This window comes from Roseateles sp. P1_C1_2 (genome assembly GCF_056406535.1).
In genome coordinates this window covers 135,282-147,668 of sequence record NZ_JBFUAB010000003.1, presented here as the reverse complement: position 1 = coordinate 147,668, position 12,387 = coordinate 135,282, and the positions used below count along the sequence as shown (strand labels likewise).

Sequence of the window (12,387 nt, the reverse complement as noted above, 5' to 3'; positions counted from 1 at the left end):
GGATAGCGCTATCCTACTGCGAAGAACCCCCGGATCGGCTCCGTGTTTTCCCGCCGCAGCCTTCAGAGCACCCCGCGCAGTTTGTCGTAGCCGCTGCGGCTGACGGGAATGCGCTTGCCGTTCCTCATGCGCGCAACATGGGCGTCGCTGTCGGTCTTCTCCAGGCCTTGCAGCGCACCCAGGTTGATGATGAAGGAGCGATGCACGCGCACGAAGCGCGTCGGGTCCAGCCGCTCTTCCAGCTCCGAGATGCGCTGTGCCTTCAGATGCTCGCGGCCGGCGCTGTGGAAGGCRACGTTGTCGGCCTGGGCCTCGATGTAGTCGATGGCCTCGACGGCCAGCACCTGCATGCCTCCCTCACGTTCGGTATCGCGCACCAGCACGCGAGCGAGCGGCTGTGGCGCGACGAGGGCCTCCAGTCCCGGCTGCGGCTGGCCGCGCAGCAGGCGGGCGCGCTCCAGCGCGGCGTCGAAGCGGGCTTGCGTGAAGGGCTTGAGCAGATAGTCCACCGCGTGCAGCTCGAAGGCGCGCATCGCATGCTGGTCGTGCGCCGTCGTGAAGATGACGCCATCGCGGCGGCCGGTCAGCTCCAGCACCTCCAGGCCGGTCAGGCGTGGCATCTGGATGTCGAGGAAGACGAGGTCGGGCTTGAGTTCCGTGATGGCGCGTGCGGCGTCCAGGCCGTTGTCGGCCTCGGTGGCAATGGCGATGTCGGCATGGGACTTCAGAAACTCGCGCAGCAGACGGCGGGCCAGGGGTTCGTCGTCGGCGATCAGGACTTGCAGCGTCATGGGGTCTGGCTCTCGAAGGGGATGCTGATCTCGACCGCGAAGCCGTCTGACGTAGCGCCCCAGCTGACGCGGGCGCGGTCGCGGTACTGGGCGGCCAGGCGTTCGCGCAGATGGCGCAGGCCGTGGCCGAGGCCGGGCTCGCGAGTGGGTTCGGCGGGCACCGGGTTGCGCACGGCCAGGTGCAGCCAGCCATCGCGAACCAGCGCCTGGATCTGCACGAGGCCGCCGTCGCACAGTGCCCGCAGGCCGTGCTTCAAGGCGTTCTCGACAAGGGGTTGCAGCGTCAGCGGCGGCAGCAGCGCGGCCAGCGTGTCGGGCTGGGCATCGACGGCGCTGCGCAGCTTGTCGCCCAGGCGCTGGCGCTCGATGGCGAGGTAGTGCTCGATCAGGCCCAATTCGTCCTCCAGGCGGATGCGCTCCTGGCCGGCCAGGGCCAGGGTCTGGCGGAAGAAGTGAGCCAGAGCTATCGCCATCTGCCTTGCGGCCGCGGGGTCGAAGCTCGTCAGCGCGCTGATGGAGTTCAGGCTGTTGAACAGGAAATGCGGGTCGATCTGCAGGCGCAGGAGCTGCAGCTCCATGTCGCGCGCCAGCAGCCGCGCCTCGGTCTCGCGCAGCGTCGCCGCCTGCGTGGCTTCGACGGCGAGCAGCACATCGTGGGCGAGCATGGCCAGCAGGAACCAGCCCAGGCAGGCGACGAAGGTCATCACCCAGCCGATGGGGGGCAGGGCGACCAGGCCGGCATCGCGACCCAGGGCCAGGCCCGTTGCATTCCAGCCTGCGGCCAGCGCCACCGCGGCACCGGCCAGCAGCAGCATGGCGGCCGCGCGCGATGCGATGGCCCCCGGCCAACGACCCGGCCCGAAAGCCTGGGCGCGGCAGACGTAATAGAGCGACAGCGCCGCAAAGGCGAGCAGGACGGTAAGCGGCAGCGCCCACGCGAGTGCCCAGCCCAGCGGTGCCCGGTCCGTGGCCGCGAGCAGGCCGGCCAGCGCCAGGCCGGCCAGCATTGCGGCCACCAGATAGGTGGCCAGGCCGCGCCAGTGGGTCAGCAGAGGGTGCACGCGGCGCGCGTCAGTTCTTGATCTCGACGGCGCCGAACGTCGCTTCGCCGCGCACCACCAGGCGCTGGGTCGGGTTCATCGGCGGCACGGTCTTGTCCTCGACGCCACCCAGCGTGGGAGCGATGTCGACGACGACCTGCCAGTCGCGCGGCACGCGCAGCTCGACGCCGCTGAAGCGGGCCGAGATCTCCAGCACGGCCTCGGGGCCATCCATGACCGCCTGGCGCAGGTCCAGCTCCACGCCACCGAAGTGCACGTCGATGCGGCCGCCCTTGAAGCTGCGGGAGTCGTTCTGCTGGGTGACGCCGCTGAAGCTGGCGTCGATGTTGACGCGGTCGCCATGCTCCAGCGAGGAGGTGTCGGGCGTGTCGGCTGCCTGGCGACGGTAGCGCGGGAACAGGCCGCGCATGAGGATGGACAGGCCGGCCAGGATGATGATGACGGGCCACCAGTCGCGTGGGCGGAACTGCATATAGCCGAGGTGGTTGGCCGTCATCACGACGCCGAACAGGACCAGCGCCAGGCCGAACAACCACTGCCCGGCGTGGCGGCCCGACACCATGCGGCCCAGGCCGAACAGCGACAAGGCCAGCGGCCAGAAGGTCTTCAGCAGCGGCAGATCGAAGAAGTGCAGGTTGTCCAGCAGTGCCAGGATGCCAACGCCGACGACGGCGACGCCGAAGACGATGCGGTGGCCAGCGTGGTGATGACGGCTGCGGATGCGTTGGGCGTGCATGAGGCGGTTCCCGGTCTTGTCTTTGAACTGGGCGCCAGTAAACCTCGGCTTGCGGGCGGTCGCGGCCGCGAATCGGTGAATCGACGCCGGCCGCCGACGAATCGACAGGCCCGTTCGTGAACGGCACGCCAAAAAGAAAAAAGCCCGGTGCGTGTGCACCGGGCTTTCGGGAGGCAGAAGCCTGTGGCTTAGGCGGCGCGCTTGCTGGCGCGGGTCGCGGTCTGCGTGGCCTTGACGGCTTGCGACGTGGCGGCCTGGAAGTTGGACTCGGCCACTTCAACGGCTTGCTTGGTGGCCTTCTGGACCGACTCGAAAGCGTTGTTGGCAGCGGCGACGGCCGACTTCACCAGGGCGACGGCGTTCTCGGTGCCGGCCGGGGCGTTCTTGGCGGCGTTGTCGACGACGGCGGTGAAGCTCTTCTGCACATCGGCGAACTTGGCTTCAGCAGCCTTGGCGACTTCGGCGCCGGTGCTGGAAGCGATGTCGTAGATGTGGCGGCTGTAGGAAGCGGCCTTCTCGGCGGTCGGCTGCAGCAGGGCGGCTTGCAGGGACAGCAGCTCTTGGGCGTCCTTGACGGACAGGGCGGCAGCGGTGGTGTCGGCGGCTTCGCTCAGGGCGGTGCGGGCGACTTGCAGGTTCAGCTCGACGAGCTTCTCGACACCTTCAAAAGCCTTGTTGGTCAGGCCGAAGAGGGTTTCGACATTGGCCTTGTGGGCGGCGAGGACTTGTTCAGCGGTCAGCATGGTGTTACTCCGATTTCAGGTGGTTGAACCGTTTGCTGTGCTTCTTTTGCTGCACTGCAACATGAACTGAATGATAGGGGTCCGGCGCCAGATTGCAAGAACTATTTTGTGCAGTGCAGCAAATTAGGGGTGTCGACCTGTGACAAAGGCCCCGGGCTATCGTGGCGGACATGCTGGCCTTTCATTCCGACGCCCACAGCCTGGCGCTGCCACCTGGGCATCGTTTCCCGCAATCGAAGTACCGCCTGTTGCGGGAGCATTTCGAGCGCGAGCCGGGGCTGCTGAGGATGCAGCCGGCGCCGGCCGCCACCGAGGGCGAGCTGGCCCTGGCCCACACGCCCGACTATGTCGACGCGGTGCTGCTCGGCCGCCTCAGCGCCGCCCAGCAACGCGAGATCGGCTTCCCCTGGTCCGAATCCATGGCCGAACGCTCCCGCCGCTCGGTCGGTGCCAGCATCGCCGCGGCGCGGACGGCGCTGCAGGAGGGCGTCGCTGCCAACATGGCCGGCGGCACCCACCATGCCTATGCCGACAAGGGCTCGGGCTATTGCGTCTTCAACGACGTCGCCGTGGCGGCGCGGCTGATGCAGGCCGAATGGGCGAGGGGGCATCGCAGCCTGCTGCGCGTCCTCGTCATCGACCTGGACGTGCACCAGGGCAATGGTACGGCGGCCATCTTCCGCGACGACGACACGGTGTTCACCTTCTCCATGCATGGCGCGCGCAACTTCCCCTTCCGCAAGGAGGCGAGCGACCTGGACGTGGACTTGGCCGACGGCTGCGGCGACGCCGACTACCTCGCCGCGCTGGACACCGCCCTGGACGAGGTCTGGTGCCGCATCCGGCCGGACCTGGCCTTCTACCTCGCTGGGGCCGACCCCCACGAGGGTGACCGGCTGGGGCGCTTGAAGCTGAGCTACGCAGGCCTGGCCGAGCGCGATAGCCGCGTGCTGGACGCGCTGCGCGAGCGCCGCGTTCCGGTCGCCTTGAGCATGGCGGGAGGCTATGGCCACGACCTGGCGACGACGGTCGCCGTGCAGGTGAACACCTTGAATCTGGCCGCCCAGTCCTGGGCAAGCTGGCTCAGCGCACGCGGAAGCGGCTGACCACCTGCGCCAGGCGCTGGGCCTGTTCACGCAGCGACTCGGCCGCCGCGGCGCTTTCTTCGACGAGGGCGGCATTCTGCTGCGTCATGTCGTCGACCTTGGTCACCGCCTGGGTGACGTCGTCGATGCCTCGGCTCTGGGCCACGGCGCTGCTGCTGATCTCGCCGATGATGTCGCTCACGCGCTGCACGGCGCCGACGATGTCCGTCATCGTCGAGCCCGCGTCCTGCACGAGGCGGGCGCCGGACTCCACGCGCTCCACGCTCGCGCCGATCAGCGTCTTGATCTCCTTGGCCGCCGCGGCGCTGCGGCCTGCCAGGCTGCGCACCTCGCCGGCCACGACCGCGAAGCCGCGGCCCTGCTCGCCGGCGCGCGCGGCTTCCACGGCCGCGTTCAGCGCCAGGATATTGGTCTGGAAGGCGATGTCGTCGATGACACCGATGATGTCGCCGATGCGTTTGCTGGAGGCGGTGATGTCGTTCATCGTGTCCACCACCTGCTGCACGACGCTGCCGCCGCGATGGGCCACCGTCGCGGCACTGGTGGCGAGCTGGTTGGCGGTCTGGGCGCTGTCGGCGCTCTGGCGCACCGTGCCGGTCAGCTGGGTCATGGAGGAGCTGGTGATCTCCAGGCTGGAGGCCGTCTGCTCGGTGCGCTGGCTCAGGTCCTGGTTGCCTGAGGCAATCTCGGCCGATGCGGTGCGGATGGAGTCGGCCACCAGCATGACCTCGCCGACCGTGCTGCCCAGCTGTTCGCACATCTGGTTCAGCGCCCGCATCAGGCCGGCGAGTTCGTCCTTGCCCTGCGGTGTGGCGCGCTGCGTCAGATCACCCGCCGCGACGGCTTCGGCCAATGCCAGCGAGGCGTTGACGTCGGCCGCGATCTTGCGCTGGTTGACGAGGAGCAGGCCCATGCCCATGCCGGCGGCCAGCAGCGAGACGAGGGCAAACAGCCAGGCGCGTTTATTGGCGTAGGCCTGCTGGGCATCGGCGGCGGTCTGCTGGTCGGCCCCCATGCTCTGCACGATCTTGGCGGTCAGCGCCGCCACTTCCTTGTAGCGCGCCTCGGCGTCCTGCATCGCGGCGACGCCGGTGTTGGGGTCGACCGAGGCCAGGTCGATGGCGGCATCGGCCTTGGCCGGATAGGCCTTCAGCAGCGGCAGCGTCGCGTTGATGTGGACGTCGGTTTCGGGAGGCGTGGCCTCCATCTCGGCCAGCGTGGTCAGCGTGCGGGTGAGGCCGTCGACCTGGGTCTTCAGCTGGGCGCGCAGCACCTTGACTTTGGCATCGTCCAGCGAGGCGATCAGTGCGATGGTGCGATAGACACCGCCGTGCATCTCGCCCACCTGGGTCTGCACGGCCACCGTGGTCATGAAGACGTCATTGCGCTGCTGGCCGGCTTCGTTGGAGGCGACGACCTCGCGCAGGGACAGCATGCTGTTGCCCAGGCCGATGGCCAGCACCACGGCGAGCGCCGCCATCGGCGGCAGCAACATCTTTGAAGCCAGCTTCATCTTCAGCCTTAGTCAATGGCTGCCGGGGCGGGCCCGGCGGCAGGGCAGCAATGGCCGGCCATGCGGCGCGCTTTACTTGTAGATGCCGCCGCAGACGATGGTCTCGTCCAGTCGCTCGCAGTACATCTGCTTGGGCTCGATCTTCTTCGTTGCGGGGTTGGTGAACTTGTAGTCCTGCCAGAAGCCCTTGGGGCTGGACTTGCCGAGTTCGACGCGCTCGCGGATGAAGGCCTTGCCGTCGATGTCCTTGAGGTCGATCAGGTCGCGCCCGACCTGCTTCTCGTTCGCACCATGGGCCAGGCATTTGCCGTCCATGCCGTAGACGACGATGTAAAGGTCGGCCTTGACGAACTGCGGGTCCTTGGCGGTGATCGCGGCATAGGCCTTGTCCTTGCCGTTGGCCTTGATGAAGGTCACAGCCTTCTTGACAGTGGCCACCGCGTCGTCCTTGGTCGCGTTGTCGGCCAGCGCGGACTGGGCGCCGAAAACGGCCGCCAGTGCAAATGCAAAACCCACTACTCGGAATCGGTTCATGCGAGCTCCTTGCCAGCCGTTGTGAAATCGTTGTCTAACGGCCCAGTGTCGCTCCGGAAATTCACATCGTGCAAGTGCATAAGCCGCAATCGGCCCAGTAAAGCAAAGCCCGCGGACGTGCATGGAAGAATGCCCCCCATGACGACCCGCCCCCAGCCCGACGCGCGCGACGCCTACCCGCGCTTCGTCTCCCTGACCACCCGGTGGATGGACAACGACGTCTACGGTCACCTGAACAACGTCGTCTACTACAGCCTCTTCGACACGGCCGTGAACAGCCTGCTGATCGAGGCCGGCGCGCTGGACATCCACGGCGGCGCGGTCATCGGCCTCGTCGTCGAGACGCATTGCAACTTCTTCGAGTCGCTGGCCTTCCCGCAGCGCATCGAGGCCGGCGTGCGCGTGGCCCAGCAGGGCCGCTCCAGCGTGCGCTATGAGATCGGCCTGTTCGCCGAAGGCTCCGCCACCTGCGCGGCGCGGGGTCATTTCGTGCATGTCTATGTCGACCGCGACAACCGCCGCCCGGTGGCCGAGTTGCCCGCTTCCTACCTCACTGCCTTGAAGACCCTGACGCCATGAGCCGTTTTGTCCAGCCGACTCCCGAGCAGACCGCCGCGGTCGATGCCGCCATCAAGACCCGGCACTCGCTGCGCGCCTTCCTGCCGACGCCGGTGCCGCGCCAGACCGTCGAGGACATCCTCGAGGTCGCGTCCTGGGCGCCCTCGGGCACCAACACCCAGCCCTGGCAGGTGCATGTGCTGACCGGTGAGGCCCTCAAACGCACGGCCGGCCGCATCCAGGCCACCTATCTCGACGCCGCGCAGAACGCCGCCCACAAGGAGGAGTACGCCTACTACCCCACCGAGTGGCGCAGCCCCTACATCGACCGCCGCCGCAAGGTGGGTTGGGATCTGTACGGCCTGCTGGGCATTGCCAAGACCGACAAGGCGCGCATGCAGCACCAGCATGGCCGCAACTTCATCTTCTTCGACGCACCGGTGGGCCTGATGTTCACCATCGACCGCGTCATGCAGCAGGGCTCCTGGCTGGACTACGGCATGTTCCTGCAGAACATCATGGTCGCGGCGCGCGCGCGCGGCCTGCACACCTGCCCGCAGGCGGCCTTCACGCAGTTCCACCGCGTCATTGCCGAGGAGCTGCAGCTGAGCGATGAGCAGATGGTGGTCTGCGGCATGTCCATGGGCTATGCCGACCCGGACGCTGTCGAGAACAGCCTCGTCACCGAGCGTGCGCCGGTGGCCGAGTTCACCCGTTTCCTGGAAGACTGATGGCGCTGTCCGGTGCTGAACTCGGCCTGGCCTGGGCCACGCCGTTCGCTGGCCTGCTGCTGTCGATTGCCGTCATGCCATTGGCGGCGCCGGCCTTCTGGCACCACCACTTCGGCAAGATCGCCGGGGCGTGGACGCTGGCCCTGCTGGTCCCGTTTTCGCTCAGCTTTGGACTGGGGGAGACAGGCGGGGTGCTGGTGCACACGCTGGTCGAGGAATACCTGCCTTTCACCATCCTGCTCGGCGCGCTGTACACGACGGCTGGCGGCATCTTCATCCGCGGCAATCTGCATGGCAGCCCGGCGCTGAACTCGGGCCTGATGCTGCTTGGCGCCGTGCTGGCCAGCTTCATGGGCACGACCGGCGCGTCCATGCTGCTGATCCGGCCTCTGATCCGCGCCAACGACAACCGCCGCCACAACGCCCATGTCGTCGTCTTCTTCATCTTCATCGTCAGCAATGTCGGCGGCTCGCTGACGCCGCTGGGCGATCCGCCACTCTTCCTCGGCTTCCTGCAGGGCGTCAGCTTCTTCTGGACGGCCGGCCAGCTGCTGCCCGAGACCTTGTTCCTGCTGGCCAGCCTGCTGGCGGTGTTCTGGGTCATCGATGCCTGGCTCTACCGCAAGGAAGGCATCACGCCGGCCGACCCGACGCCCGATGCGCCGAAGCTTGGCCTGGAAGGCACCATCAACCTGCTGCCGCTGGCTGCAGCCGTCGGCCTGGTGCTGATGAGCGGCACCTGGAAGCCCGGCATCGTCTTCGACCTCTGGGGTACGCCTTTGCCGCTGCAGGCCCTGGTGCGCGACCTGGGCCTGGCCGGCGTGACGGTCCTCTCGTTGTGGATCACGCCTGCCGGCGTGCGCGAGAAGAACCGTTTCAGCTGGGCGCCGATGGAAGAAGTGGCCAAGCTCTTCATCGCCATCTTCCTGACCATGGTGCCCGTCATCGCCATGCTCAAGGCCGGCCCGGCCGGCGTGTTCGCCCCGCTGGCCGCCATGCTGGATTCGCCCACCGCCTATTTCTGGCTGACCGGCGGCCTGTCCTCGGTGCTGGACAACGCGCCGACCTATCTCGCCTTCTTCAACCTCGCTGGCGGCAACGCCCAGACATTGATGGGCGAGGGCGCAGCCGTGCTGGCCGCCATCTCCGGCGGCGCCGTCTTCATGGGCGCCATGACCTATATCGGCAACGCGCCCAATTTCATGGTCAAGGCGATCGCCGAGGAGCGAGGTGTCAAGATGCCGAGCTTCGGCGGCTATCTGCTCTGGTCGGGCGCGGTGATGCTGCCGCTACTTTGCGTGATGGCGTGGATATGGATGCATTGAAGGTCTTGATTGCCCGGCGGGCACCCGCGGATGTGGTGCAGAAGCTGTCGGCTCGTTTCGATGTGGACTTCCATCAGGGCGAGGCGCCGTTGAGCCCGGACGAGCTGCGCGCACGCTTGGCAAGCAAGGCCGGCGCCTACATCACCGGTACCGAGCGCATCACGGCCGAGTTGCTCGACGCCTGCCCTGGGCTGAAGGTCGTCTGCACGATGAGCGTCGGCTACAACCACATCGACCTGGCCGCCTGCACGGCGCGCGGCGTGCTCGTCACCAACACGCCCGACGTGCTGACCGAGACGACGGCCGACTTCGGCTTCGCGCTGCTGATGGCCACCGCGCGCCGCATGAGCGAGGGCGAGCGCCTGCTGCGCGATGGGCGCTGGAAGAGCTGGGCCTGGGACTTCCTGGCCGGCTCCGACGTCTATAACTCGACGCTGGGCATCCTCGGCATGGGCCGCATCGGCCAGGCCATTGCGCGGCGCGGCCGCTTCGGCTTCGGCATGAAGGTCGTCTATCACAACCGTTCGCGGCTGCCGGCAGAGACCGAGGCCGAACTCGGTGCGCGCTACCTGTCCAAGGACGAGTTGCTGCGCCAGGCCGATCACCTCATCCTCGTGCTGCCTTACTCGGCCGAGTCCCACCACTGCATCGCCGCGGCCGAGATCGCGCTGATGAAGCCGACGGCCACCCTCATCAACATCGCCCGTGGTGGCATCGTCGACGAGAACGCACTGGCCGAGGCGCTGCGCGAGAGCCGCATTGGCGCCGCCGGCCTCGACGTCTTCGAGGGCGAGCCCAAGGTCAACCCGGCCCTGCTGACCCTGCCCAATGTCGTGCTGACGCCTCATATCGCCAGCGCCACCATGCCCACGCGAAATGCGATGGCCATGCTGGCCGCCGACAATCTTGTCGCGGCCCTCACCGGCGCCGCGCCGCTGACGCCGCTGAACCCCCAAGTCATTCCTGCATGAACCGCCGCCTGATCTGCCTGCTGTCCCTGTTGCCCGCACTGGCCTTCGGCCAGTCGCTGAAGAACAAGCAGCCCCCGCTGCCGACCCAGCCCGTCGTCGAAGACAAGACGCCGCGCGACCCCAACAAGTTCGCGGTGCTGTCCCTGCTCGGCGACAACGTGCAGCTCATCTCCCTGAGCCCGGCGCGCGGCGACACGGTGCAGTCGGGCGATTGGACGGCCTCGCCCGCGGGCGGCCTGGACAACGCGGTGCTGCAGGCCCTGAACGGCGCCATCACGGCCTCGGGCAAGGACCGCGAGGTCAAGCTCTACACCTCGGGCACGCGCAGCCTCTTCGGTGATCCGGCCAACCTCTTCGTCGATGGCAAGCTCAGCCTGCCCGGCAAGCTGGGCGAGGCGGTACGCCAGAGCGGCGCGGCCAAGCTGCTGCTCGTCACCCGCAGCCGCCAGGAGCCGGCGCTGGCCGCTGCGCTGCCGGCGCGCATCCTCGCGACGCTGGAAGGCCCGGGCTTTGTGCTGGATCAGCGCCCCGGTGCCCAGATCGGCTTCGATGGACAGCCGGGCCAGCCGGTGTTCGCGCCCTATGTGTCCATCCGCGTCGCCCTCATCGACCTCAGCGACCTCAAGCTCAAGCGCGAGCAGTCGCTCGCCGTGGCCAGCCGCCTGGCGGTGGCCGCCGAGGCGGCTGCCAACCCCTGGGCCGCGACGACGACCGAGCAGCGCGTGAAGGCGCTGGAGGCCTTGATCGAGGCCGAGCTGCCGCGCGTGGTGTTGCCGCTGGTCTCAAACTAGCTCGGGCAGGGCCTTGAACAGGCCCGCCGGGTCCCAGGCCTGCTTGATCTGGCGCAGCCGCGCGAGGTTGGCGCCGTAGCAGGCCTCGGCCGGCCTGGCCAGCAGGCCGTCCAGATAGTTCACATAGGCGCCGCCGCTGCTCCAGGCCTGCATCGTCGTGCGCATGCCGTGGGTCCAGGTCGAGGCCTCGTCCAGCGTCGCCGCCGCTGCCGTCACCGGGAACTCGGCCAGGTATTGGGCGCTGAAGAGGGCGCGGCGGTGCGGGAAGGCCGTGGCATCGGGCGCGACGCGGGCGATCGCTCCGCCCATCAGGTTCAGCAGCACCGCACCAGCGCGGCCGCTGTCGCGGCGTTGCTGCAGGGCTGCGCCCAGGGCGGCGATGCCGGCGGCGTCCAGCGGCGTGTCGAAGTAGTCGGAACTGGCGGCCATGGCGACGCGGCCCAGCTGGCCGCTGGCGTTCTGGCTGGGCAGATGGCATTGGGCGCGGCTCAGCGCGGCGCAGCTGCCGAGCATGACGTCGCGATACGTGCGCGCCTGCAACGTGGCATCCGGCGGCGTGCGGCCGATGCGGGCCAGCAGGCCGCTCCAGTGCGGCTGCACGCCGGCCGCATCACCGATGGCGATGCCCCACAGATAGGCGCCCTGGCCCGACAGCGCGAGCTGGGACCAGACCGTGTCCGGCAAGCTCTGCGGCCAGGCCTGCCAGGCCGCCATGACGGCGGGCAGCTCGCTCAGCGCGAAGCTGGCACCGAACTGCGTCAGCGGCGCGACGGCATGGGTCTGGAAGGTCAGCGACGTGACGAGGGCCACCTGGCCGCCGCCACCGCCGCGCAGCGCCCAGAAGAGGTCGGGCCGCTGCGTGTCGCTGCATTCGAGCTGCTGGCCGTCGGCGGTGACGACGCGGGCCGACAGCAGCGCATCGCAGGACAGGCCGTGGGCGCGATCCAGCACGCCGATGCCGCCGCCCAACGTGATGCCGGCGATGCCGACGCTGACGCAACTGCCCGAGGGGATGCAGCGGCCGGCCGTGATCAGCGTGTCGTAGACGTCGGACAGCTTGGCGCCGGCGCCGACGGTGGCGCGTTCGCCGTCCAGTTGCACGCCGTCCATGGCGCCCACGTCGATCAGCAGGCCATTGCTGGCGATGCTGGCGCCGAGATAGCTGTGGCCGCCGCTGCGGGCGGCAAAGGCGAGCTTCTGCTGTTTGGCGAAGGCGAGGGCGCTGGCGACGTCGGTCGCGCTCGCGCAGCGCGCCACGGCCAGTGGCAGCTGGGCGTCGTAGCGGGCGTTGGCGCCGCGACGCAGGCGGTCGAAATCGTTTTGCGCCGGCAGCAGCAGCTGACCCTGCATCTGCCGCGACAGGGCGTCCCAATCCGGCCCGCCGGGTGGTGCGGGCGCCGGTGCCGGTGCGGGGGAGGGCGCCGGTGCAGGGCTGCCACCACCTCCGCAGCCGCTCAAGGTCGCTGCACCACCCAGGCCCAAAACAAAACGCCGTCTTTCCATCGTCGCCTCAAGATGCCAATTAAA

At 68.4% G+C, this 12,387-nt stretch carries 13 protein-coding genes; 6 read left to right on the top strand and 7 right to left on the bottom strand.

Annotated elements, in window-relative coordinates; genetic code table 11:
• Positions 1 to 62 precede the first annotated feature (62 nt).
• The 4 genes from AC1D2H_RS03875 to AC1D2H_RS03860 all read right to left on the bottom strand — a co-directional run bounded on the left by AC1D2H_RS03875 (position 63) and on the right by AC1D2H_RS03860 (position 3,331).
• The gene (locus AC1D2H_RS03875; protein WP_478009941.1) at positions 63 to 791 is read right to left on the bottom strand and encodes a LytR/AlgR family response regulator transcription factor; all 729 of its coding nucleotides are present in this window, start codon (positions 789 to 791) and stop codon (positions 63 to 65) included.
• Complete coding sequence (locus AC1D2H_RS03870) at positions 788 to 1,852, bottom strand: sensor histidine kinase (RefSeq protein WP_478009940.1); 1,065 nt, start codon at positions 1,850 to 1,852, stop codon at positions 788 to 790. The genes AC1D2H_RS03875 and AC1D2H_RS03870 overlap by 4 nt, the downstream gene beginning before the upstream one ends.
• A gap of 10 nt (positions 1,853 to 1,862) precedes the next feature.
• Positions 1,863 to 2,588, bottom strand: coding sequence for a LiaI-LiaF-like domain-containing protein (locus tag AC1D2H_RS03865; RefSeq protein ID WP_478009939.1), 726 nt, complete (start codon positions 2,586 to 2,588; stop codon positions 1,863 to 1,865).
• 188 nt (positions 2,589 to 2,776) lie between these two features.
• Positions 2,777 to 3,331: a phasin family protein gene (locus AC1D2H_RS03860; protein ID WP_477932642.1), complete on the bottom strand. Its 555-nt coding sequence runs from the start codon at positions 3,329 to 3,331 to the stop codon at positions 2,777 to 2,779.
• 170 nt (positions 3,332 to 3,501) lie between these two features.
• Here AC1D2H_RS03860 and AC1D2H_RS03855 point away from each other — a divergent pair, with 170 nt between their 5' ends.
• Positions 3,502 to 4,437: a histone deacetylase family protein gene (locus tag AC1D2H_RS03855; RefSeq protein WP_477932640.1), complete on the top strand. Its 936-nt coding sequence runs from the start codon at positions 3,502 to 3,504 to the stop codon at positions 4,435 to 4,437.
• Here the strand turns inward: AC1D2H_RS03855 and AC1D2H_RS03850 are convergent.
• The gene (locus AC1D2H_RS03850; RefSeq protein WP_478009938.1) at positions 4,415 to 5,950 is read right to left on the bottom strand and encodes a methyl-accepting chemotaxis protein; all 1,536 of its coding nucleotides are present in this window, start codon (positions 5,948 to 5,950) and stop codon (positions 4,415 to 4,417) included. The genes AC1D2H_RS03855 and AC1D2H_RS03850 overlap by 23 nt on opposite strands.
• A gap of 72 nt (positions 5,951 to 6,022) precedes the next feature.
• Positions 6,023 to 6,484: a cache domain-containing protein gene (locus AC1D2H_RS03845; protein WP_477932637.1), complete on the bottom strand. Its 462-nt coding sequence runs from the start codon at positions 6,482 to 6,484 to the stop codon at positions 6,023 to 6,025.
• A gap of 138 nt (positions 6,485 to 6,622) precedes the next feature.
• On the opposite strand from AC1D2H_RS03845, the gene AC1D2H_RS03840 reads away from it, so the two are divergent.
• The 5 genes from AC1D2H_RS03840 to AC1D2H_RS03820 are packed head-to-tail and all read left to right on the top strand — an operon-like array spanning position 6,623 to position 10,860.
• The gene (locus AC1D2H_RS03840; RefSeq protein ID WP_477932635.1) at positions 6,623 to 7,063 is read left to right on the top strand and encodes an acyl-CoA thioesterase; all 441 of its coding nucleotides are present in this window, start codon (positions 6,623 to 6,625) and stop codon (positions 7,061 to 7,063) included.
• Positions 7,060 to 7,773 (top strand): nitroreductase, encoded by a 714-nt coding sequence (locus AC1D2H_RS03835; protein WP_477932633.1) that lies wholly within the window; start codon positions 7,060 to 7,062, stop codon positions 7,771 to 7,773. The genes AC1D2H_RS03840 and AC1D2H_RS03835 overlap by 4 nt, the downstream gene beginning before the upstream one ends.
• Entirely contained in the window at positions 7,773 to 9,098 is a 1,326-nt protein-coding gene (locus AC1D2H_RS03830) for a sodium:proton antiporter (RefSeq protein WP_478009937.1), read from the top strand. The genes AC1D2H_RS03835 and AC1D2H_RS03830 overlap by 1 nt, the downstream gene beginning before the upstream one ends.
• Positions 9,086 to 10,069: a 2-hydroxyacid dehydrogenase gene (locus tag AC1D2H_RS03825; RefSeq protein ID WP_478009936.1), complete on the top strand. Its 984-nt coding sequence runs from the start codon at positions 9,086 to 9,088 to the stop codon at positions 10,067 to 10,069. The genes AC1D2H_RS03830 and AC1D2H_RS03825 overlap by 13 nt, the downstream gene beginning before the upstream one ends.
• Positions 10,066 to 10,860 carry a hypothetical protein gene (locus tag AC1D2H_RS03820; protein ID WP_477932627.1) on the top strand — a complete coding sequence of 265 codons (795 nt, stop codon included), beginning with the start codon at positions 10,066 to 10,068 and terminating at the stop codon, positions 10,858 to 10,860. The genes AC1D2H_RS03825 and AC1D2H_RS03820 overlap by 4 nt, the downstream gene beginning before the upstream one ends.
• On the opposite strand, the gene AC1D2H_RS03815 is transcribed toward AC1D2H_RS03820, so the two are convergent.
• A complete protein-coding gene (locus AC1D2H_RS03815) occupies positions 10,852 to 12,318 on the bottom strand; it encodes an FAD-binding oxidoreductase (protein WP_478009935.1) in 1,467 nt (488 codons plus the stop codon). The genes AC1D2H_RS03820 and AC1D2H_RS03815 overlap by 9 nt on opposite strands.
• Positions 12,319 to 12,387 lie beyond the last annotated feature (69 nt).

Excerpts from the sequence above, each read along its gene's own strand:
- AC1D2H_RS03820 (WP_477932627.1), top strand. The coding sequence starts at position 10,066 with ATGAACCGCCGCCTGATCTGCCTGCTGTCCCTGTTGCCCGCACTGGCC.
- AC1D2H_RS03855 (WP_477932640.1), top strand. The coding sequence starts at position 3,502 with ATGCTGGCCTTTCATTCCGACGCCCACAGCCTGGCGCTGCCACCTGGG.
- AC1D2H_RS03825 (WP_478009936.1), top strand. The coding sequence starts at position 9,086 with ATGGATGCATTGAAGGTCTTGATTGCCCGGCGGGCACCCGCGGATGTG.
- AC1D2H_RS03860 (WP_477932642.1), bottom strand. The coding sequence starts at position 3,331 with ATGCTGACCGCTGAACAAGTCCTCGCCGCCCACAAGGCCAATGTCGAA.
- AC1D2H_RS03865 (WP_478009939.1), bottom strand. The coding sequence starts at position 2,588 with ATGCACGCCCAACGCATCCGCAGCCGTCATCACCACGCTGGCCACCGC.
- AC1D2H_RS03840 (WP_477932635.1), top strand. The coding sequence starts at position 6,623 with ATGACGACCCGCCCCCAGCCCGACGCGCGCGACGCCTACCCGCGCTTC.
- AC1D2H_RS03845 (WP_477932637.1), bottom strand. The coding sequence starts at position 6,484 with ATGAACCGATTCCGAGTAGTGGGTTTTGCATTTGCACTGGCGGCCGTT.
- AC1D2H_RS03835 (WP_477932633.1), top strand. The coding sequence starts at position 7,060 with ATGAGCCGTTTTGTCCAGCCGACTCCCGAGCAGACCGCCGCGGTCGAT.
- AC1D2H_RS03850 (WP_478009938.1), bottom strand. The coding sequence starts at position 5,950 with ATGAAGCTGGCTTCAAAGATGTTGCTGCCGCCGATGGCGGCGCTCGCC.
- AC1D2H_RS03830 (WP_478009937.1), top strand. The coding sequence starts at position 7,773 with ATGGCGCTGTCCGGTGCTGAACTCGGCCTGGCCTGGGCCACGCCGTTC.